Genomic DNA, 21,917 nt, shown 5'->3' on the forward strand with positions numbered 1-21,917 from the left:
TACAGAGGGGGTTTTGCATGGTCAAACCGAGTCGTACACAGTTAGGATACAAAATTAACAGCAAATAAACATAAGAGTGTTAATAACAAACGCTTTGCGGGATATTTATACAAAATGTAGCATTTTGTAGAGAATGCGATTACAGAAACAAAAAATGGGGAAGGGAAAGCAGCTAGAGAAAAACTTCTCTAGCCGCTAACTAGTTAGAAATTGTAACGAACTGCCAGTGAGATATCTGAGTAATCATTTGCATCACGATAGCTTGCGCTGACAAGCCAAGCTGACGTGAAGGCATAGTTTGCACCTACATGAAATACTGCATTATTTTCGCTCTCTTCATCATGTAAACGCTCGTAGCCAACGCCTCCATTGATCTCAAATGAATCAGTTAATAAGTGCCTGATTTGTACGTTAGCAGATAAAATATCTGCAGTTTCTGAATCTGAGTAGCTATCTGAGTAACTTTCAAGTACATAATCTTGATATGTTTCTTCCACTGAAAAACTTGAATCCACCTCAAATTTAAGCTGACCAATTTTTGCTGAGAAATCAAGGTTAGTGCGATCAGAAAGAGAGTAGATATAGCCTAGGCCTAGCTCAAAGCGAGTAATATCAAGGTCGACTTTGCCTAAATATGAAATTTGAGATTCACCAATCAAATTGCCAAATGAATCATAGACGTTATAGCCATCGTAGTAGCTTGATTCTTTATCGTCATCCGAAGCTGTTGAGTAGTGTCCTAATACAAACCAATTCTCAGCAAATTGCTTACTAAAATTAATACCAATACCTGAAAGAGAAAAATCGTTTAGCTCATCAATTTCTGTCTTTTTATATCCGGCTTCAACATAGTCATAGCTTAATGGTGAAGTGTTTTCAGCCATTACTGTTGTCGAGGCAAGTGATAATGCGCAAGCAAGAAGAGTGTATTTCATTGTTTAATCATCCTAATTATAAATCGGGCACAATTTACCAAAGCGAAGACAAACCCACAATAGAAACAACATTCGTTTTTGTAGGCTAAATGTAAGAAACTGTTATAAAAGTTCGATTAAACATTTAATAAATTGAGCTATTTTGAGGCAATAAAACCTCGTTAAGGACAGGTTTAATCCCACTAAATGATGAATTATTAATGTGAATTAGTATGGGCTTAAATAAAAGCAGAGAACTGATTTTGATTAGCTGGAGAGGTTGCTGCTTGATAAAAATTAGCAATACGTGTGGCGCGCTCATCGACTTCTACATCACGCTTTGCTGTTTTTGTTTCGCTACTTTGAGCTACGCTATCTTCAGCATACTCATTATGAATTTTAAATGTTGATTTGCCTGAATCAGCATCGTCATCATCAGATTGATTGGCAAGCTCAGCCTGCGCTGCAACGAGCTTTTGTGTGGCATCTGCGGCAATAGAACGATCTGCACCTGATGGTTCTTCAGGGGCGAGCGCTGCTGCACGCACTGTTTTCATTTTTTCGATTGTGGCTTGCGGGTCACCGTTGATTTCAGCAACATCAATTTGTACCTCGCCGCCCACAGCATAGTTTGTACCATCAGGGCCGCGCTGATACTCATAGCTTGGTGAGCCAGCATATTGCCCCCCGACTGTTGCATGCGCTTGTTCATGAATACGCACTTCGGTATCGCGGGCTTTTAGCTCTTTAATTTGCTCAGCGTCTTGTTGCTCTTGCTCAGCAACCTTTTGCTCTTTTTGCTGTTCTTGCTTAGCTTCTTGTTGCTCTTGTTCTGATTGCTCAGGCTCGCCTTGTTCGCTACCTTGTTGGCGCTCTTCAATCACTTTGTCTTCAGCAAGACGACCTTTAGCATCATAAGTACCCGCATCAGTACCTGGTTGTTTTGCTTTATCACCATCACTAAGCGTTTTATTTTCAGCGTTACTTGGCTTTGCAGCAGCAGGTGGCGGGATCACTTCACGTAACTGATTATCACGGCGAGCACTTTCGGTGTGCACATTCGCCGTGTTGATATTAATCGAAGGAAACGGAGTGACGATATTCATAAGTACTAAACTTTAATATCTATTAATGTACCGAGCACTTCATCAGCAGTCTGAATCGTGTTGATATTAGCTTTGGCATTAAACTCTTCAACTTTTAAATTAACAAGCGACTCATCAATTGGGGCAGGTTGTGAAACTGGCGGAGTTACAGCTTCATTTGGAGTTGCCGCTTGTAATTGGCGTTGTTGAGCTAACTGGGCATCATCTTGCTGATCAATTGAGGCACGGCTAATCTCAGCGCTCGCCTTTTCGATACCTTGGCTTGCACGGTTATAACCTTCTACCGCATTATTAAAAACAGAACTGATTGGCATAACACCCTCCAACAGTGAGATCTACCCGTCAAGTATCGCTCATAAAACGAGCAAAATAAAGCTAAATCCCACGATTTTTCTGGCCTCTCAGAGAGGCTGGCTTAACACATTGATTTCAGTGCTGATATAAATGCCGCTTTATGAGAAATAAAAGGCGCATGTGACGCCTTATCTAAAACCTCATATTCAAACTGAGGCTGTAAGGCATGCATTTTTTCAATCGCACGATAAGGAACTAATGAATCTAAGCGCCCAAAAATACCTCTTACTGGCACGGTAAGTTTCGCGAAAAGCTCACGTAAATCATCTTGCTGTAAAATATCTAAACCTGCACTTAGAGCTTGCTCTTGTGGTGCTGGGTATTGGTTTAAAAGTGCTTTAAGTTGCTTAATATCATCCCGCGCTGATTCACTGCCCATTGCTTGTATCGCCAAAAACCGTTCTATCGTTTTTTCTCTGTGGCTAACCAGCTGATCTTTAAATGCGTTCAATACGTCAGGTTTGATACCCGGCCATTCGTCGGTTTGGGCAAAAAATGGGGTTGAGGCGACCAACACAACCTTTGCTACTTTGTCAGGCCAATGTGCTGCAATATACAAGGCAAAAAGCCCCCCTAACGACCAGCCAACAAGAATAGACTGATCATTGAGCTGTGTACTTAGTTGCTCAGCTGCAGCATGCAAAGTGTAAGGTGTGGGAATTGACTGCGCATTACCAAAACCAGGTAAATCAAGGCAACGGACTTCACCATCATGAAAAAACTCAAGCTCAGGTTTGATCACTTGCCAAACCCCTTGGTTCATTCCCCAGCCATGTAATAACACCATATCATTTTGCATATTTTGTATTTCCCAACCACACTTAGCGCTCATAATAGCGTTTAAAGGAATGAATGCAATGTCTCGCTTCTCTCATGCCTTAAAACTAGGACTTGAGGCACTATTCCCCAACTTTTGCATTAGCTGCCAAAATCACATACAAGCTAATCAAGCTTTGTGTCAGCATTGTTTAGATGACCTTAATTTATTTGACCTTACACGCCACCCAAACCTGTTACACAGGCCAGATATCTGTGATGCATTTCCTGATAGCCAATTTGATCATTTAATTGCCTGTGCGTGGTATCAAGCACCTTTTAAACTTTGGCTCAAGCAATTGAAATTTAACGACCAGCAGTTTTTTCGTGTGGCACTTACACAAGTGATAGACAAACAGTTGCAAATAGCTCGTCAGGTTAATGTAACTTGGCCCGATCTTTTTATTGTGCTGCCACTTCATAATCAGCGCTTTTTAGCACGCGGCTTTAATCAGGTCAGTCAAACTTGGTTACCTGTTTTAAAAAGCCAGCAATGTAGTGTTAGCGCTGCTCTTTTCAAGCAAAAAGCAACCAAAGCGCAATCACAGTTAAGTAAAGCGAAAAGAGTTAAAAACCTACAAAATGCGTTTGTTTGTCAGGAAGATTTAACGGGAAAAACGGTGGCAATTATTGATGATGTGATGACCTCTGGCGCAACCATAAATGCTGCGACAGAAGCCATAAAAAATGCAGGAGCTAAGCAAGTATGGGCTATGCTCACTTGCCTAACAGGATTAGGTAACCTGCATTATGATTAATTATTATTATTTATCACCAGAGGCATGAAACGCATTACCAAAAAATAAGGCATTGCTCAGTAATCGGCTCGTGCCATACCAGTAACCACGGAACACTGGGTTATCAGTCATACCTATCACGCTGCCTTTGCCATATGAATGCGCAATGAGACCTGCCGCACCGGCGACTTGCTCTACGTTTACGTCATCAGTAAAGCCAGCTAAAAGCGGTTTATCTGTGTAAGTAAGTACGTTAACAAATGGGGCATCTGACTTCTCAAGTAGCCAAGTGCTATTCTTAAACACAGGTAATGTATTACGATTCAGCGAATAGGTAAGTGGATGAGATAAATCCACTGAGGTATTAAAAATAGCCCCTGCAATACGCTGACGGCCTGCTAAGTCATCTTTATCGGCATAGCTAAGCCCTGTTGTATCAAAGGCACTGGCTACATCACGGCGAGATAAGTAATTAGCTTTTAGTAGCTGCTGATCAGCTAAGAACTTCGCCCCCCCTTTGTGCCCCCAAATAACGCCGCCTTTACGAACCCACGACTTAATAGCCACTTTCGTTGCATCATCAAGACGGTTGTAATTACCGTGCGCAAGAATGATATGACTATAGTTTTCAAGGTCGATACCATCTAAGCGGTTCATTTCGATAATGCTTGGCGCTGTACCAACAAAGCGATCTAAGTAGTACCATACCTCACCAAGCTCATACTGGCTGGTACCTTCACCACCCACGAGTAACACTTTTGGTGCTTTTACTACGGCCATTGAACGAGAACCTAAATCGGCACCTTTCACCGTTAAGCCTGAGCTAATGGGTGTAATTTCAATACCAAATTCATTTTGTGCTTGGTTTAAATAACTCACCCAGTTGCTGTCAGTTTGCAGACCCGCAGGAAGCAAAATACTGCCAGCTGCAAAAGCAATCTCACCTGATGGTGTTTTTGCTGTGAGTGGGCTTAACGCCACGCGCGCTTTTACACCTTGTTCGAGTAAACTATTTAGCATTTTTGGCGCGAGATAATCATCCCACTTAAATGCGTACGCATAGCTTTGCGGTAATGCTGCAAAGCTTGATTTAACACTTTGCTGCCAAGGAATTTTGGCAAGATTTAAGCCCCAATTGCTGCTTACTTTTGCAAATTCTAGATTGAAGGCATGAGCTAGTGTCCAGCCCGATACATCATAAAACGTGTTATCAACAAAGCGCTGTTGCTCACTGAAAATCGCTTTAATTAAACGAAATTGTGGCTGTGCTAATGGCACATAATAGCTCTGTTCAGAAAAGCTTTGACCGTTTACTTTTAACGGCTCTTCTAACATGTATGCATTGATTTGATGTTGTCTAAGTAAATCAAGGAAGTATTGCATGCGGCTGTGATCCGCGCCGCCTTTAATAACATAACCTTTAAAGTCTTCATCACCAGCAAGATCAACTGCTTTGTTGTAAAATTTTGCTTGATAATCAAGTAAGTCTGTACGGTTATCAATCGCCGCTTGGAACGTTGATAGGCTAGTTAATAACTGATTTTTAATCGTAAACGGGAAGCTTAGCGGTCCGTTGATCGTTTCTTGTAAGTGACCACGCGAGCTCGCTTGTTCAAATAAGATGCCTACACCACCATTTACGTCTGGGTAAGTTGAGCCCTTACCATAGTAAAAGTCATCGAAGCTTTCTTCAGTAAAATAAAGCGCATTGTGCTCATCAAGTGTTTTCGCATGATAGTTTGCAATTGCTTTGGTTAGCGTGACATTTTCTTCAGGTGTGATTGGGTGCTTGCGAGTTGGGATCCCCGGCTGGAAGAAAAACGTGCTATTAGGGCCCATTTCATGGAAGTCTGTTAGGATATTTGGCTTCCATTGATGAAATTGAGCAATACGTGCGCGTGATTCAGGGTGCTGTAACAACAACCAGTCACGGTTTAAGTCAAACAAATAATGGTTAGTACGGCTGCTCGGCCAACTTTCAATATGCTCGCGAGTTTCTGGATCTGACGATAACTTCATACCACGGTTGCTGTTAGCCCAATTAGCAAAACGCGCTAACCCGTCTGGGTTTAGTGATGGGTCGAGTAAAATAACCGTATTATTAAGTAAGGCATCGATTTCTGGTCCCTGTGCTGCTGCAAGGTAATAAGCAACGAGTAATGATGCATTGCTGCCTGATGATTCATTACCATGCACACTATAGCCCATCCATACAACCGCAGGCTGTTTGCTTGAGTCACTCGCCCCACCATTTAAGCGAGCTAAGTGCGCCTTGCGAATTTGCTCCACTTGACCCAGCTTATCTGGCGCTGTGATAGTTAACATCACCAGTGGGCGCTGCTCATGAGTACGACCAATCACTTTAAAGTTCATTCGGTCGCTTTTTTCGGCCAAAATTTGCATATATTGCACAAGCTGATCGTGACGTACATGCCACTCACCGACTTCGTAACCTAACACCTGTTCAGGGGTTGGAATACTTGGGTCAAATTTCACATCTTGTTCAAAGTAATAAGAAAGAGGTTTTGCTAATGCGCTAACGCTCACTAGCATGGTTAATATTGTTATTATTAAACGCATAGATAGCACCCGTAATTATTTGATGTTTTAACGCTACCATTCGATAAAATAGATGCAACTTTTTACGCTCAACACTGGCGACAACACGATGAGCGGAGTATGATAGGCAGTATCCGAGTAATTTAGTCAAGTATAGTCCGTTTTATGATCTCTATTTCTGAATCTGCACAATCTCATTTTGCTAAACTTTTAGCAGACCAAGCTGAACAAACGAACATCCGTGTGTTTGTAGTAAACCCAGGTACTTCGCAGGCTGAGTGTGGTGTTTCTTACTGCCCAGAAGACGCCGTTGAAGCGACTGATATTCGTCTACCATTTAATGGTTTTGATGCCATTGTTGATGCAGAAAGCGCCCCTTTCTTAGAAGAAGCTGAAATCGATTTTGTAACAGACAAAATGGGTACTCAGTTAACGCTTAAAGCGCCAAACGCAAAAGCACGCAAATTAAGCGACGATGCATCACTACAAGAGCGTGTACAACACATGCTTGAAACAGAAGTGAACCCACAGCTTGCAAACCACGGCGGCCAAGTTAGCCTAGTAGAAATTACAGCTGACGGTATCGCGGTACTGCAATTTGGTGGTGGTTGTAACGGTTGTTCAATGATTGATGTCACGCTTAAAGAAGGCATCGAAAAAGAAATGATCGCCAAGTTTGATGAAATCAATGGTGTAAGAGACATTACTGATCACCAATCTGGTGAGCACTCTTACTACTAACGGTATCTAAGCATGCTTAAAAAGTGGGTATTTCGCTTAGGTAGCGACCCCAAATTAAGCTTAAAACGCTTTCTTCGCGGCCTAGCACTGTTTGTGCTGGCCGTGATTTTTATTGCCATAGGTTACTATGGGCCTGCACTATTTCAGTTAATTGGCCTGATTATTTTAGCTCTCGCTTTATTCTTGGCAGGTTGGGGCTATTTAGGTATTTTTGCCAACCGTTTTGCACAGGTTTTAGAGCGCTCATCCCCAAAAGATCACGACCCCGATCTTTGGAAATAAATCTTCAGCGATAATTTACTCTAATAATTGCTGGTTGTTGACGATTCTACGGTAGCGAAACCACAGCGTTAATCCACGCATCAGCATAAAGCTCGTCATCGCAAACCATAAACCATGATTTTGCCAACTACTCACTAGCCAAAACAGCCCAAAAAAGCCCACCACAGCACTAAATAGCATGGTGTTACGCATGTCTTTAGCACGGGTTAAACCGACAAATACGCCATCAAATAAGAAACAACCCATCGCCGCAATAGGCAATATAATCACCCAAGGCAAGTAAACCGTTGCAAGGCTAATAACTTCGGGCACATCGGTCAGTAAGCGAATAATTGCCTCGCCAAATAATAAAAATATAAGGCTATAAAACAGCGCAAATAACCCACCCCAAAACAGGCTTAATTTCACCCATAACTGTATGTGTTGGCTACTGTGTTCACCTTTGGCCTTTCCAACCTTTGCCTCACTCGCATAAGCAATACCATCAAGTGCAAAGCTCACCAACATTAAAAAGTTTAGCAATACCGCATTAGCCGCTAAGGTTGTTTCACCGATACGCGCGCCATAAAAAGTCATAAAGCTAAAACACAGTTGGAGTGCCAGTGAGCGAATAAAAATGTCGCGATTTAAGCTCACTAAATCAAGCAACTTAGCAACACTCAACCAGGCTTTCACGGCAAGGTTAACACCTTGTTTTTTCGCAAGTTGAGTAACGAGCATAAGTGCAAAACCGAGGGCGATATAATCAGCAATTAAAGACGCCCACGCAGCTCCAGCCACACCCCAATCAAGAAACACCACAAAATAAATATCGAGTACAATATTGGTTATATTGGTGATAAGTAATAAATAAAACGGCCCTCGACCATAATGCACCCCCAACATCCAACCAAGTAAAACCAAATTACATAAAGCAGCAGGTGCACTAAAAATACGAATCGAAAAATAGCTATTTGCTTGTTCTAAAACAGCTTCATTGGCATTTGATAAATATGCCATTAAGGATTGAATAGGTATACTCAGCGCAATTAAGAGCAGCGCAACCGCTGTCGCTAGTAACAAGCTGCGCTTTAATAGCTCGGCAAGTAAGGTGTGATCGTGTTTACCATAAGCCTGTGCAACCAAGCCTGTGGTACTCATGCGCAAAAAGCCCGCTAGCCAAAATAATAACGAGATAACTGCTGAACCGAGCGCTATACCAGCCAAATAGTGAGCGCTTCCTAAGTGGCCGATTACAGCAGTATCAACTAAACCTAACATTGGCACGGTAATATTTGATAAAATCATCGGACCGGCTAATAACAGTAAACTTTTATGGTGTGCCTTATGACGTTTAAGAAAATGTTTCATGTAGTATTTGCAGTCCTGTTAGGTTTATCTTTGCGTGCCCATGGCGCAGTCATTCTACAGTATCATCACGTCAGTGAAACCCTTCCAGCGGTAACCAGCGTCAGCAGCGAAACATTCACTGAGCACATGCAATATTTACACGATCACAAGTTTACGGTTATTCCATTAAACGAGCTTATTGCCTCACTACAAGCAGGCCAACCGCTAACAGATAAAACGGTCGCAATTACCTTCGACGATGGCTACAAAAACAATTATGAAGAAGCAGCGCCTATCTTAGAAAAGTTTGGCTACCCGTATACTATTTTCGTAAATCCTGAGCTTATTGATGAAGGCAAAAGCTATGTGATGACGTGGCAGCAATTAAAAGAGCTAGCAAATAAAGGGGCGTTAATTAGCAACCACACGCAAATTCATAATTACTTGCATCGCAAACAGCCGGGCGAGAGTGAAGAAGCATGGCTTGCTCGTACTAAGGAAGACATTTTATCTGCCCAGCAGCGCATTAAAGAAGAAATTGGCCATGATTACAAATACCTTGCTTACCCTTATGGCGAATTTAATAATGCATTGCAGCAGTTAGTTAAATCACTTGGATATGTTGGCATCGGACAGCATTCAGGTGCTGTAGGTATCCACTCTGACTTTACTCGATTACCACGCTTTCCGGCATCAGGGTTTTACTCAAAGCTTGATACGCTTGCTACTAAACTCGACTCTCAAGCCTTCACTATCAAACAGCTTACCTACTCAGACAGCGTGACAGACGAAAACCCACCTAGTTTAACGATGCAATTTGATATGCAGGACTTCCATAAAAGTCAGTTTGCTTGTTATGTCTCAGGCATTGGTCAAGCTGATTTAACCTGGCTTAGTAAAGATACGGTGAAGATCACCTCACCTGAAAAACTGAAAAAAGGCCGCTCTCGCTTTAACTGCACGGCCCCTTCTATTGCGATGAAAGGCAGTTATTACTGGTTCTCACAACCTTGGGTTATTGTACCTTAACCGCTTGTTTTAGCATTTGTGCTGTCACTTTATCAAGGCGAACCACTTCATTAGCCGCATTGAGTTCTACTGCGGCTTTTGGCATTCCCCACACCACCGACGATAATTCATCTTGCGCGATGGTGTAAGCTCCTGCTTGATTTAATGCCAATAAGCCTTGTGCGCCATCACTGCCCATACCGGTCAATAACGCCGCTACTGTCGCTTTAGGGCAAGCAACAACGAGGGAGTTAAATAGCACATCGACTGCTGGGCGATGGCGATTAACCAACTCACTCGAATCAAGCTGGCAAAACAGGCCTCCGGCTTTTTTCACCACACTTAAATGCTGATCCCCCGGTGCAATATACGCCCATCCCGGTTGCAGCTTATCGCCATGTTCAGCTTCTTTAACGTTTATTTTGCACGTTCTATCCATGCGCATCGCAAACGAGGTACTAAAAACCGGCGGAATATGCTGAGTAATCACAATCGGTGGGCAATTTTCTGGCATGCGCACGAGTACTTCTTTAATTGCCTCGGTGCCACCCGTCGAAGCCCCAATGGCTAGTACGCTATTGGCCTTAAATTGCAATGTAGCTAAGGCGCTGTCGTCTTCAACTTTTAATTCTTTAAAGGCGCGTATTCTGGCACCTGCGGCAGTGCGAACTTTTTGATGAAGTAAATGCGCATAGCGTTGCAGGTTTTCTGTGACATTGATGGTTGGCTTAGCAATAAAATCAACAGCACCAATTTCAAGGGCTTCCAATGTGATGGGTGAGCCTTTTTGAGTCAGTGTTGAAATCATTACCACTGGCATAGGTCGCAGGCGCATCAAGTTTTTTAAAAAGCTTAATCCATCCATTTTTGGCATTTCGATATCCAGTGTTAAGACATCGGGATTAAGGCGCTTAATTAAATCTCGGGCTTGATAAGGGTCTTCTGCCGCACCAACGACTTGAATGTCTTGCGCTTGCTCGAGAACTTCCTTGAGTAAACCACGGATCAAAGCAGAATCATCAACTATGAGTACTTTGATCATATGCTCTCCTAAAATAATTCAATATCCGTTTCTGCATCTTGCTGCTCAATATCGTGTAAGTATTTAATTTCACGTTTTTCGAGTTTATCAGAGTGCAATTCACGCATTTTTTTGACCTGAGCCTTGCCTGTTTGCGGATCAAACATCACCTTACGTGGCCAAGGTCCGCCAACATCATGGGATACTAAATCTAAACCCTCTTCAAGTACATAGGCATTTGCAAAACGAATGTTGCCAACACCAATATCTGTCATTGAACGGATAATCTTCCCTCCGCCAAACAGTTTCACTTTGAGATTGCGTCTAGAAGCACCATTTTTTAGGATTTCATTGATCAAGTATTCCATTGCCCAGTTACCATAACGGCAATTAAGGCTATGTGCGTTGCTAGGATCAACGCCTTTTTCTGCTGGCAGCATAAAGTGATTCATACCACCAATGCCTAAACCTTCATCGTAAATGCACGCAGCAATACATGAACCTAGCACCGTTGTAATTAGTTCATCAGACTTGGAAACATAAAACTCACCCGGCAATACTTTGGCAACCACTTTGTGGCGCTTGCCATCCCAAAACCGCTTAACGTGATCAAAACCGGGAAGTACAGGTTTAAAATGACTACTCATAGACCACCTTTTTGATAGATAGTTTGGCCTAAATTCTTAAACTCTTTGTGATCCTTACCGAGGGTTTCTGAATGCCCTAAAAATAAGTGACCAGACTCGGTCAGTATGTCGTAATAACGTTTAAACAAAGTATCTTTTGTCGGTTTATCAAAATAGATCACTACATTGCGGCAAAAAATAACATCAAATGGCCCTTGCATTGGCCAGTTCTGTAATAAGTTTAGACGTTTAAAGAAAATATTCTTTTGCAGCTCAGGTTTTACTTTATACAACTGACCATCGTGACTTTTTAAAAACCAGCGTTTCAGATGACTTTGGTCTAAACCATTCACATTGGCAGCGGTATAGGTGCCGCCTTGTGCTTTAGCAAGTACATTTGAATCTAAGTCGGTCGCTAAAATTTTCACATCCCAATCAGATGGAAATAAACCGCTTAAGGTCATGGCAATGGTATAAGGCTCTTCGCCCGTTGAGCAACCGGCAGACCACACCCGCACGCGCTTTTGCTTGGCATTACTAACCAATAGCTTTGGCACTATGGTATTTTTTAGATAACTAAAATGATGTGGCTCGCGAAAAAAAGAAGTCAAGTTAGTGGTGATAGCATTGATAAACTCACTAAACTCTTGCTCTTTGTGCTCTTCAAGAAAGTCTAAATATTCTTTAAAGTTCTTCAGTTTATGGTGGCGTATTCGCCTTGCTAAACGCGAGTAAACCATCTCGCGTTTATGCTCAGCTAAAACAATGCCGCAAGCATCGTATACTTGTGAGGAAATAGCTTTAAAGTCACTATCCGTTAGTAGAAACTCTTTCATGTGCCTGACCCTGCAGCTTTAGCATTAGATGCAATTAACTAGTTAGAATTAAATTGGGAAGAGTTTAAAACTCTTCCCACTCATCACTAGGGTCAACAAAGTTATTGCCTTTTGGTGCTGAGCGCACTGGTGAGCTCGGCTTTTTAGCTGCTGGCGCCGAACTTGCGCGGCTAGTAATATCCATCTCGTTATTTGACAACGAGAAGAAGTTTAACAAGCGACGCATATCATTAGCTTGCTCAGCCATTGATTCGCCTGCAGCAGAGGCTTCTTCAACCAAAGCAGCATTTTGCTGGGTCATTTCATCCATTTGAGCAATGGCTTTATTAACCTGCTCAATACCAGAGCTTTGCTCTTCAGAAGCTTGGGCAATATCAGAAATCATTGCTGTTACTTTTTGTACAGCAGTGACAATCTCTTGTAATGTTGAACCTGATTCATTAACTAGTAATGTACCATCTTCAACTTTGCCAACACTGTCTCGGATCAATTCTTTGATTTCTTTTGCTGCGGCTGCTGAACGTTGCGCTAAGTTACGAACCTCACCTGCAACAACTGCGAATCCACGACCTTGCTCACCAGCTCGTGCAGCTTCGACTGCCGCATTCAGCGCAAGTAGATTTGTTTGGAAGGCAATTTCATCAATAACACTGATGATGTCTGCAATCTTCTTACTTGATTCATTAATTGCCGACATACTGGTTACAGCGCGATTTACAACTTCACCACCTTTTTGTGCTTTAGTACGTGTTTCTTCAGCTAGTTCATTCACTTCTTTTGCGTTATCAGCATTTTGACGAACCGTACTGGTCATCTCTTCCATGCTTGATGCTGTTTCTTCAAGTGATGAAGCCTGCTCTTCAGTACGTTGACTTAAATCAGCATTACCTTGTGAGATTTCTTCTGCACCACTGGCCACCAACGTTGCTGAGGTATTAATACGATTAATCACTTCAGTAAGCTTATCAGCCGTGGCATTTGCATCACGTTTTAGCTTATCGAATGAACCTTGATAGTCTTGCTCAATACGTTTTGATAAGTCACCGTTCGCCATAGCATCAAGCATATTGCCTGTGTCTTTTACTGCATCATCAACGATGCTGACAAGGCTATTTAAGCCCTGCGCTAGACGTAAGAAGAAACCTTGTTTACCCGCTTCTTCAACACGGGCTTCTAAGTCACCACTCCCCGCAGCAGCAACAAGGCCAGCAATTTCTTTTTCAATCGCCACTTCAGCCGTTCTGTCTTCCCATTCAACGACCGTACCAATACGTTCGTTCTCAGGGGTAAAAATAGGGTTTGCGACCAAACCAAAAGTACGACCGCCAACTTGAATTTCAGTGCTGTAAGTACTGCTTAGCTTAGCAAGCATATTGCGTTGATGAGCTGGATTCTTGTGGAATACATCGATATTTTGACCCACTAGATTATTACTGTTGAAGTTAGGTAAATCTTTGCGTAGATCACTTTCAGCAATCTTCATCATATTCAGAACCGCTTCGTTCATGTAAATGATGTTGTTCTCAGCGTCAGCAATCATGGTATTGGTTGCCACACGGTCTAACGCGCGTCGAACACGAAGATTTTCTTCTGCTTCACGTTTTTCCGCTTCAGCTTTATTTACGCTATCAGTAATATCTTGCCACTCAACAATAGTACCTAATCGCTTACCAGATGCGCTCACCCAAGGTGTCGCAATCAAGCTAAAAATAAGCCCTGCCAAACGCAATGTGGTTTTGTATGGTTCAGATAATGTTTTTAGTAATTCACGTTGATGCGATGGCTGTTTATGAAAATCATCAACGCACGTGCCCACTAAATTTGCCACAGAAAAGCTAGGTAGCACTTTTTGTAGCGTTGATTCACGAGCTTGCAGCATTTGCTTTACTTGCTCATTAACGAAAATAATTTTTAAATCGTTATCGGCAATCATCACATTTGCTTGGCATACGCGCAGCGCATTTGATAAATCAGCATCACGTTTTGACTGACGTTCAAGTTCTTTTTGAGGTGTGATGTCTGTAGCAAATTTGATAACTTTAGTGACATTACCATTGCTATCAATAATTGGGTTATAGGTGCCTTGGATCCAAACTTGTTTGCCATTTTTACCGACACGCTTGAATTCATCAGTGAAGAACTCTCCGCTGCGTAATCGCTGCCAAAACTGTTGATATTCTGGGCTTTGCGACTCTTTTTCAGCAACAAACATAGAGTGGTGTTGCCCTTGAATTTCTTCGAGTCGGTAACCCATGGTGTTTAAGAAATTAGCATTGGCAGTAATGATCTGCCCCGACGGTTGAAACTCAATCATCGCTTGTGACTTTTTAAGCGCCGCAATAACTAAATCATTTTCCGACTCAACATTTTTAGGACTGCTAAACCATCCCATACCCTTCACCTTCTTGTTAATCTACCCAGTTAAATGTCCATTGTTTTTTGTAGGTCAAGTAATGCGACCATTTTCTCACCCACATTGACTAAACCCGCAACAAATTGCGCGTTGTCTGAGTCAGACAAATGTGGCACCGCCTTCGCTTCATGCTCAGCAATGCTATAGACATCCGAGACGGCATCAACTGCGATGCCCATAATTTTACATGCGTTTTCAAGTTTTACTTTTAGTACGATGACAACGGTTAACGGTCCGTATTCGATGGCTGAAATACCAAAACGAAGTCTTAAATCAATAATCGGCACTATGGTGCCGCGCAGATTGATAACCCCTTTGACGAAATCCGGTGAGTTAGGGATCACCGTAATTTCTTCCCAACTGCGAATTTCTTGCACCGTTAAAATATCAACACCGTACTCTTCTTCAGCCATGAAGAAGGTTAAAAACTGTTTTACATCTTGATCTTGTTCAAGATTGAGCTTGTGATGCAGGTCGTCGTGCTGTGCAATCATGACGCCTCCAAATTTGCTTTTGATTCAATAATCAATTCCTGGCTCCCAGGCTTTCTAAGTCCAGATAATTTGATCAAACCGCTAATATCTACAATCAATGAGACACGACCATCACCTAAAATTGTCGCCCCTGAGACACCATCAACTTTTTGATAATTGGCCTCTAAGCTTTTGATTACTACTTGCTGTTGCGACAATAAGTCATCAACTAATAAACCTACTTTTTGATTGTCACTTTCAACGACAACCAACAAGGTTTTATCAAGCGTTTCAATCGCCCCTTTATGATTGAAAATATTGTAAAGCCTTAAGATAGGGATATATTCATCACGTAAGCGCAGCACATCTAAGTCTTTGCCCACTCGACTCACTTTACTAATATCGATTTGCAATGACTCAATTATCGAAATCAGCGGAATGATATAAGTGTGCTCAGCAATCCGGACTAATTGCCCATCTAAGATAGCCAGCGTTAGCGGGAGACGAATGGTAAATGTCGAACCCACGCCTGGTGCAGAAGCCACTTCAACAGAGCCGCTTAGTGCTTCGATATTGCGCCTTACAACATCCATACCAACGCCACGACCCGATAAGTCGCTTACTTGATCGGCTGTAGAAAATCCTGGTAAGAAAATAAGCTCATTGATTTCGTTATCAGACAAATCATCGGTTTCTGAAATTAGGCCGTTTTTAATCGCCTTTTCACGGATCTTAGTGGTATTCAGGCCCTGACCGTCATCCATAATCTCGATAACAATATTGCCGCCTTGATGGAACGCATTCAAAGTCACAGTACCAACCGGGTTTTTACCCGCTGCAACGCGTTTATCAACGGTTTCTAAGCCATGGTCTAGGGAATTTCTCACTAGATGCACCATAGGATCAGACAGTTTCTCCATCACGGTTTTATCTAATTCGGTTTGTTCACCAAGTAACTTTAGCTCGACTTGTTTATCAAGCTTTTGTGAGATATCGCGTACTAAGCGTGGAAAGCGACTAAACACAAAGCTGATTGGCAACATACGGATACGCATGACATTTTCTTGTAAGTCACGGGTATTATGTGCCAGTTGTGCTAAGCCTTCTTGTAACGAGGCGATAGTTGCTTCAGTGATCTCTTGCTCACCCAATTGACTTAACATCGCTTGGGTGATCACTAATTCACCTACCATGTTGATCAATGAATCAACTTTGTCGATACCAACCCTAATTGAAGTTGATTCGGCATTTGCCGTGGCAGCTTTAACTGGCGCTGGCTTTTTAGGATCTATCGCAGCTTTAACTACAGCAGGCTCAGCCTCTTGCGCTGGCGCAGCCTCTTCAGCAACAGTTTCAACAGCTACATCCTCTTCATCACCAAACAAACCACCGCATAGGGTGATAGTGATATCAGCGTCATCTTCAACCCATTCGAAAATTTCTTCGATGCAGCTTTGTTCTTTATCTGTGGTTAAGAAAAAGCGCCACGACAGAAAACAATCTTCAGGGGCAAGGTTCGTAATATCTGGCACATCATCTTGAAAGGCTTGTGTTTCAAGTTCTCCCAATTCTGCTAATTCACTGATCATGTACAGTGGTTCATTACCGGTTTTAAATAAATGGTGGTGTGGTTTGAAATCGATTTGGTAGGTATTAAAACTGCTTTCGCGAACAGTTTCTGGTGCTTGCTCTGGTGCTTTACTTGCAGCACGCATACCGAGAATTTCTTCGAACTTAACGCGCAGTTCATCCGCTTCTGTTAGGTCAGGTTGCTGCTCAGCTTGTAAAGCTCTAAGCAGCGCACGTAAACAGTCGACTGATTTTAGGAGTAAATTAACATGCTCAGCAGTAAGATCGCGGGAGCCTTCACGGATTTGATCTAACAGCGTTTCGAGAACATGAGTAAAATCTGCAACAGAACTAAAACCAAAAGTACCGCTACCCCCTTTAATTGAATGCGCGGCGCGAAAAATTGTATTTATGGTCTCTAAGTCTTCTTCGCCTGGCACTAAGTTTAATAACTCAGCCTCCATAGCATCGAGTCCTTCGAAGCTTTCTTCAAAGAATACTTCAAAAAATTGGCTTAGATCTATACTCATGCCCCGCTCCTATTATTAGCGAATCACTTTTTTCAATACCGCTAACAATTGCTCAGGATTAAATGGCTTAACAATCCAGCCCGTAGCCCCAGCAGCTTTACCTTCAGACTTTTTATCTAATCCTGATTCGGTGGTCAGCATTAGTAAAGGTGTGAACTTATAATTAGGTAAGCTACGTAATTCACGAATAAGGGTAATGCCATCCATTACCGGCATATTCACATCAGAAATAACAGCATCAAAGCTTTGTTGTTTTGCAATATTTAATGCTTCACTGCCGTCTTTCGCTTCTGTCACATCAAAACCTGCTTTTTTAAGCGTAAAACCAACCATTTGGCGCATAGATGCAGAATCATCTACTGCTAAAATTCTTTTCATAAAAACCTCTTAATTGGCATTCTCAAGCACAAGATAATGGCTCAAGCCCAAACTATTAATTGCCTGTTGCAACGGCTTGCTTTCGCCAACCCAAATAATTTTGTGTTGCACCGAAAGCAAATGCTTCTGTAATGCACATAAAAGCTGAATTGATGCTGTGTCAGCACGGGTCACTTCACTGATATCCAGACAGATATCATCATTTGCTGACAACTCTTGGAGCAAATCTTGATGGAGTGTTTCGACCTGAGTAATAGCTAATTCAGTAGGGAGCTTTAACATTACTTATACTTTCCCTGCTTTAAACAATTCATAACAAAAGCTTAGACTGACTAAATAAAAATGCCATAATTTGAATCAAAAAATAGTAAAATTTTTTAGTAGCTTAGCCATTTATATCAAAAAAGGAAGCATTTCTTTTATTGAAAATGAGTCCTCTTACCAAGAAAAATTACTTAGTGTAATAATCTGCTATTTTTTTGAACTCTTCAGTCAAAGTTGTGGCATTGATTAATGGCACACTGCCTTGTTTAAATTCAGGCTTAAAAATCGCACGAACCGCACCTTCGCCATCAACCATAACCACAGATGCACTGTGATCAACGGCATATTCCTGCTCATCACTGTCGTTAATCGCATAAATTAAGCCAAGCTCTCTAACAAATGGAAAAAGCTGTTTATGTGGACCTGATACCGCAAGAAACGCTGGGTTAAAGTAATCAATGTAAGCTTTTCGCTTTTCGGTTGTATCACGCTTTGGATCTACTGCAACAAACCACACTTGCACTTTATAGTCTTGGCTCAGCTGCTTTTGCACCGCAGTTAGCTTAGCCAACGTCATCGGGCAAATATCTGGACAACTGGTGTAGCCTAAAAAGACTAAATTCCAATGCCCCATAAATTGGCTGTTATCAGCAGGCTCACCATGTTGATCGGTTAACAAAAACGGGCTAATCGGCTTTGCTTGCTCATAAACCAGCGCCTCAACTTCAGGAGCGGTATTACTTTTGCCACATCCTGCTGCAAACAACACCGCACTAAAACATAAAAAAGCGACGATTCGCGTCATAAAACTAACCATTTATCAATGAATAAGGCGATAAAGAGTAGCATTAAATGCACGATTGAAAAACGAAATAAATCCATTGCAGTATCATCTTTTGGGGCAATTTTTAGTTTTAACGCTTTATAAATAAATATCGCATTTAAAACACTCGCACCAAGCAAGTAAATCAGCCCTGACATGCCAATTAAATAAGGCAGCACACACACTAGGGCAAGTAAAATGCTATAGCCAACGACGCAAGTTTTACAAAACTCAATACCATGAGTAACAGGCAACATTGGAATTTTGGCACGCTCGTAATCACTTTTACGCGCTATCGCTAAAGCCCAAAAATGCGGCGGGGTCCAAGTAAATATAATCATCACTAACAGCCAAGGAGCGGCAGCCATGTGGCCTGTTTCAGACACCCACCCTAACAGCGGCGGCATCGCACCCGCTAAGCCCCCAATCACAATATTTTGTGGAGTAGCACGCTTTAAAAACGACGTGTATATAAAAGCATAGCCGACGAGTGCAAATAAAGTCAGAATTGCCGTGAGTGTATTAGCCCACACCATAAGCATAATGAAACCTAGCACGCCAATAACAGCTGCAAAGCTCAATGCATGCTGTTTACTGAGCCGACCTTTAGCCACAGGACGGTGTCGAGTACGTGCCATTTTGCTGTCGATTTCACTATCTACTACATGATTGATCACGGCAGCAGCGGCCGATAACAAACCAATACCCAACAAACTTGCAAGCTGCACAAACACGCCTCGTCCTACATCAGGCGCCAAAGCTAATCCAACCCATGCCGTTAGCACGAGCATCGCCACCACTTTAAATTTACTGATCGCTAAATAATCTTTCAGTAATTCTGAACTTTGGCTCAAAAAAGACTTTTCTGTACTTAATAATAGTGCCATCACAGCCTCCTAGGTTCTTACTTTTAAGTGGAAGCATAGTCGTACCATGCTAAGCAGTAATAGTGCTGCCATTAAATTATGTGCAAGCGCAACACCTAACGGGAAATGCCAATGCACAACGGCAAGGCCTAAACAAATTTGGCATAGCAAAGCGACTAAGACCGTTACCGTGCAGTGCTTAATTTTTCGTGAGTAACATCGTGAATAAATGCGCCACATGATTAACGCTAATACTACACAGGTAACCAGTGCCCAAATACGGTGTAGAAGATGAATAGACATACGCGCTTGCTGCGATAACACACCATATTCATAGGTACTATGCTCAAGCGGTAATTGAAACACGCTCTTTAAAGAAAACGGTTGCCCGTAGCTACACAGCGGTAAACCATTACAGTGTGGAGCGGCATAATTTGCAGCAAGCCAACCACCCAAGGCGATTTGCAGCACAAGTACCACCAACCCCACCAGAGCTAAACGATAATAGGGCTTTGCACCGCTATCACGACTTGCAATAGGCTCTGTAGTGAGGCGTAAATACAGCAGAAACACCAAAGATAAAATACTAAAGCCGCCAAGCAAGTGCCCCATAACAACCAAGGGCTGAAGGTTCATGGTTACTGTCCACATACCTAGAGCAGCCTGAAACACAACCAACAATAAAAGTGCTAAAGGCAGTTTAACCGGTGTTGCTGGGTATTGGCGTTTTAACCAGGCAAAAACAAACAAAGCTAAAATAAGTAAACCGAGGGCACCGGCAAAATAGCGATGGATCATTTCTTTCCACGCTTTTGCGGCTTCAAACATCATATCAGGGTAGTTTTGTTCAACATGTAATAAAGCACTTTCATGTTTTGGTACAGTCAAAAAACCGTAGCAACCTGGCCAATCAGGACAACCAAGCCCTGCATCACTGAGACGAGTGTAAGCACCAAGCCCCACAACCAGAATTGAGAAGAAACACGTAATTAAGACAAGGTATTTATAATTTTTATACATCTTTATCCCCTTACTGAGGTTTAGCTCGAACGCGCATAGTTAAGTAATTTTTTTAAATCTTTCAGTAAGCCTTTTTGAATGAGTCTGTTTTGTTCGGGCTCAGCAGTGTAAGGGTAATGCAGCACCACCAATCCCATGTGATCAACCAAGTATAAGTCTCCCGCTTTCAGTTCAGGATTTGCCGCTAAAAGACGCCAACTTGCTGATACTTGCTGTTGATTTGTCAGTACAGCAACATCCACTTTTTGCTGATTTTTACCTAACGCGACATACAAGTTATCGAGACTCGCTAGCTGGCTTTCACACACAGCTCGGCACTCTTTGGGGTAGTTGAGCGCTATAGTCCATTGTTTGGGCTCACCGTGTTGCCAATCTGCTAATTTCACTTCTTCACTTAAAAGCTCACCGTAATTACTTGAACCACTCGGTAACCAGTCGAGTTTTAGTGCTGCATATGCCAGTGCCAGCGGCACAAAACAACAAAGTGCAAATAAACTAAGTGGGTTTATTTTCATAACCTCTCCTTCTCATCGCAAAATAAGCAATTACGACACACGCTAAACCAATTAACAGCCATTGCACGGCATAGGCGTAGTGTTTATCAGGCCCCATCACGACACTTTTATAATGCGGGGTTGCGATACCATCTGCTTCATTACGATAACCAATAAAACCTTGTACTGGCTCTGCCAACTGAGCACTAAAAATCGCTAAATCAATACCTTGAATACGCTTTGGCCAGCCTTGTTCTGCACCAATTTGATCTGCTAGCGTAAAGCCTTTTAAGTTGCCTTGCTTTAATTGCACAGTAGCAGCAAACGTGGCTGTGCTTGGCCATGCAACTACAGGTAACTGGTTTCGATCTTGAGGGGCTTTAAGCCAGCCAAAATTAACGATTAATGGTGCTTTTTCACCTGCAATTGTTACCGCTGCCAGTAAGTCATAGCCCACTTGCCCTTGATAAATTTGATTATCTAGCAACCAGTAATGCTGTTTATTTACTTCCCCAGAAACCTTTACTTGCAAGCCCGTTTTATTCAAATCTGCTGGCAAGCTTTGCAGTGCTTGCCAGTTCATAACTCCTTGCTCTTTAGAAACGGCTAACTGACTTAATTGCTGCTGCTTTTGTTCGCCTCGCTGGTATTGCCAAACACTGAGTCGTAAACAAATAAGCACTGCAAGTACCACAACGCAAATTGCGATAATTGAGCTAAGCTTTTGTTTACGCCACAAAATCAACTGCATTTGGAAG

Annotated in this window: 23 protein-coding genes; 4 read left to right on the forward strand and 19 right to left on the reverse strand. The window is 42.3% G+C overall.

Annotation, left to right across the window (positions count from 1 at the left end; all coding sequences use genetic code 11):
- Positions 1 to 203: 203 nt before the first annotated feature.
- The 4 genes from CWC28_RS04040 to bioH all read right to left on the reverse strand — a co-directional run bounded on the left by CWC28_RS04040 (position 204) and on the right by bioH (position 3,173).
- Entirely contained in the window at positions 204 to 935 is a 732-nt protein-coding gene (locus CWC28_RS04040; RefSeq protein WP_138624759.1) for an outer membrane beta-barrel protein, read from the reverse strand.
- 218 nt (positions 936 to 1,153) lie between these two features.
- Entirely contained in the window at positions 1,154 to 2,020 is an 867-nt protein-coding gene (locus CWC28_RS04045; RefSeq protein ID WP_063702421.1) for a putative metalloprotease CJM1_0395 family protein, read from the reverse strand.
- A 5-nt stretch (positions 2,021 to 2,025) separates the two neighbouring features.
- Positions 2,026 to 2,334, reverse strand: coding sequence for a hypothetical protein (locus tag CWC28_RS04050; RefSeq protein WP_054554434.1), 309 nt, complete (start codon positions 2,332 to 2,334; stop codon positions 2,026 to 2,028).
- A 101-nt stretch (positions 2,335 to 2,435) separates the two neighbouring features.
- Positions 2,436 to 3,173, reverse strand: a complete 738-nt coding sequence (gene bioH / locus CWC28_RS04055) for a pimeloyl-ACP methyl ester esterase BioH (protein WP_105174373.1) — start codon at positions 3,171 to 3,173, stop codon at positions 2,436 to 2,438.
- Between the two features lie 58 nt (positions 3,174 to 3,231).
- On the opposite strand from bioH, the gene CWC28_RS04060 reads away from it, so the two are divergent.
- Positions 3,232 to 3,948 (forward strand): ComF family protein, encoded by a 717-nt coding sequence (locus CWC28_RS04060; protein ID WP_138624760.1) that lies wholly within the window; start codon positions 3,232 to 3,234, stop codon positions 3,946 to 3,948.
- Between the two features lie 6 nt (positions 3,949 to 3,954).
- Here the strand turns inward: CWC28_RS04060 and CWC28_RS04065 are convergent, their stop codons facing one another.
- Positions 3,955 to 6,507 (reverse strand): M14 metallopeptidase family protein, encoded by a 2,553-nt coding sequence (locus CWC28_RS04065; RefSeq protein ID WP_138624761.1) that lies wholly within the window; start codon positions 6,505 to 6,507, stop codon positions 3,955 to 3,957.
- A gap of 144 nt (positions 6,508 to 6,651) precedes the next feature.
- On the opposite strand from CWC28_RS04065, the gene nfuA reads away from it, so the two are divergent.
- Together nfuA and CWC28_RS04075 are read left to right on the forward strand one after the other, a co-directional pair.
- Positions 6,652 to 7,227 carry a Fe-S biogenesis protein NfuA gene (gene nfuA / locus CWC28_RS04070; RefSeq protein ID WP_063702428.1) on the forward strand — a complete coding sequence of 192 codons (576 nt, stop codon included), beginning with the start codon at positions 6,652 to 6,654 and terminating at the stop codon, positions 7,225 to 7,227.
- 12 nt (positions 7,228 to 7,239) lie between these two features.
- The gene (locus CWC28_RS04075; RefSeq protein ID WP_063702430.1) at positions 7,240 to 7,509 is read left to right on the forward strand and encodes a hypothetical protein; all 270 of its coding nucleotides are present in this window, start codon (positions 7,240 to 7,242) and stop codon (positions 7,507 to 7,509) included.
- 15 nt (positions 7,510 to 7,524) lie between these two features.
- Here CWC28_RS04075 and dinF read toward each other — a convergent pair whose 3' ends face one another.
- Positions 7,525 to 8,859 (reverse strand): MATE family efflux transporter DinF, encoded by a 1,335-nt coding sequence (dinF, locus tag CWC28_RS04080; RefSeq protein ID WP_082874012.1) that lies wholly within the window; start codon positions 8,857 to 8,859, stop codon positions 7,525 to 7,527.
- Between dinF and CWC28_RS04085 the strand changes: the two genes are divergently transcribed.
- Positions 8,836 to 9,867 (forward strand): polysaccharide deacetylase family protein, encoded by a 1,032-nt coding sequence (locus tag CWC28_RS04085; protein WP_063702432.1) that lies wholly within the window; start codon positions 8,836 to 8,838, stop codon positions 9,865 to 9,867. The two genes, dinF and CWC28_RS04085, sit on opposite strands and share 24 nt — an antisense overlap.
- Here the strand turns inward: CWC28_RS04085 and CWC28_RS04090 are convergent.
- The 13 genes from CWC28_RS04090 to CWC28_RS04150 form a co-directional block, all read right to left on the reverse strand.
- Positions 9,854 to 10,888, reverse strand: a complete 1,035-nt coding sequence (locus tag CWC28_RS04090) for a protein-glutamate methylesterase/protein-glutamine glutaminase (RefSeq protein WP_063702434.1) — start codon at positions 10,886 to 10,888, stop codon at positions 9,854 to 9,856. The genes CWC28_RS04085 and CWC28_RS04090 overlap by 14 nt on opposite strands.
- Positions 10,889 to 10,896: 8 nt before the next feature.
- Entirely contained in the window at positions 10,897 to 11,514 is a 618-nt protein-coding gene (cheD, locus tag CWC28_RS04095; protein ID WP_063702436.1) for a chemoreceptor glutamine deamidase CheD, read from the reverse strand.
- Positions 11,511 to 12,329, reverse strand: a complete 819-nt coding sequence (locus CWC28_RS04100) for a CheR family methyltransferase (protein WP_063702438.1) — start codon at positions 12,327 to 12,329, stop codon at positions 11,511 to 11,513. Before CWC28_RS04100 ends, cheD begins: the two co-directional genes overlap by 4 nt.
- A gap of 64 nt (positions 12,330 to 12,393) precedes the next feature.
- Positions 12,394 to 14,721, reverse strand: a complete 2,328-nt coding sequence (locus CWC28_RS04105; protein WP_063702440.1) for a methyl-accepting chemotaxis protein — start codon at positions 14,719 to 14,721, stop codon at positions 12,394 to 12,396.
- Positions 14,722 to 14,750: 29 nt separating this feature from the next.
- Positions 14,751 to 15,236, reverse strand: coding sequence for a chemotaxis protein CheW (locus tag CWC28_RS04110; protein ID WP_063702442.1), 486 nt, complete (start codon positions 15,234 to 15,236; stop codon positions 14,751 to 14,753).
- Positions 15,233 to 17,314 carry a chemotaxis protein CheA gene (locus CWC28_RS04115; RefSeq protein WP_063702444.1) on the reverse strand — a complete coding sequence of 694 codons (2,082 nt, stop codon included), beginning with the start codon at positions 17,312 to 17,314 and terminating at the stop codon, positions 15,233 to 15,235. Before CWC28_RS04115 ends, CWC28_RS04110 begins: the two co-directional genes overlap by 4 nt.
- 15 nt (positions 17,315 to 17,329) lie before the next feature.
- Positions 17,330 to 17,692 carry a response regulator gene (locus tag CWC28_RS04120; protein ID WP_063702446.1) on the reverse strand — a complete coding sequence of 121 codons (363 nt, stop codon included), beginning with the start codon at positions 17,690 to 17,692 and terminating at the stop codon, positions 17,330 to 17,332.
- Between the two features lie 9 nt (positions 17,693 to 17,701).
- On the reverse strand, positions 17,702 to 17,974 hold the full coding sequence (locus CWC28_RS04125; RefSeq protein WP_063702448.1) for an STAS domain-containing protein: 273 nt from the start codon (positions 17,972 to 17,974) through the stop codon (positions 17,702 to 17,704).
- 169 nt (positions 17,975 to 18,143) lie between these two features.
- Positions 18,144 to 18,761, reverse strand: a complete 618-nt coding sequence (locus tag CWC28_RS04130; RefSeq protein ID WP_063702450.1) for an SCO family protein — start codon at positions 18,759 to 18,761, stop codon at positions 18,144 to 18,146.
- On the reverse strand, positions 18,758 to 19,666 hold the full coding sequence (cyoE, locus tag CWC28_RS04135; protein ID WP_063702452.1) for a heme o synthase: 909 nt from the start codon (positions 19,664 to 19,666) through the stop codon (positions 18,758 to 18,760). The genes CWC28_RS04130 and cyoE overlap by 4 nt, the downstream gene beginning before the upstream one ends.
- A 9-nt stretch (positions 19,667 to 19,675) precedes the next feature.
- On the reverse strand, positions 19,676 to 20,665 hold the full coding sequence (locus CWC28_RS04140) for a COX15/CtaA family protein (RefSeq protein ID WP_063702454.1): 990 nt from the start codon (positions 20,663 to 20,665) through the stop codon (positions 19,676 to 19,678).
- A 20-nt stretch (positions 20,666 to 20,685) separates the two neighbouring features.
- Entirely contained in the window at positions 20,686 to 21,180 is a 495-nt protein-coding gene (locus CWC28_RS04145; protein ID WP_063702456.1) for a redox-active disulfide-containing membrane protein, read from the reverse strand.
- On the reverse strand, positions 21,161 to 21,910 hold the full coding sequence (locus CWC28_RS04150; RefSeq protein ID WP_063702458.1) for an SURF1 family protein: 750 nt from the start codon (positions 21,908 to 21,910) through the stop codon (positions 21,161 to 21,163). Before CWC28_RS04150 ends, CWC28_RS04145 begins: the two co-directional genes overlap by 20 nt.
- Positions 21,911 to 21,917 lie beyond the last annotated feature (7 nt).

The organism is Pseudoalteromonas sp. S4492, from assembly GCF_005886115.1.
Taxonomy (GTDB): domain Bacteria; phylum Pseudomonadota; class Gammaproteobacteria; order Enterobacterales; family Alteromonadaceae; genus Pseudoalteromonas; species Pseudoalteromonas gelatinilytica.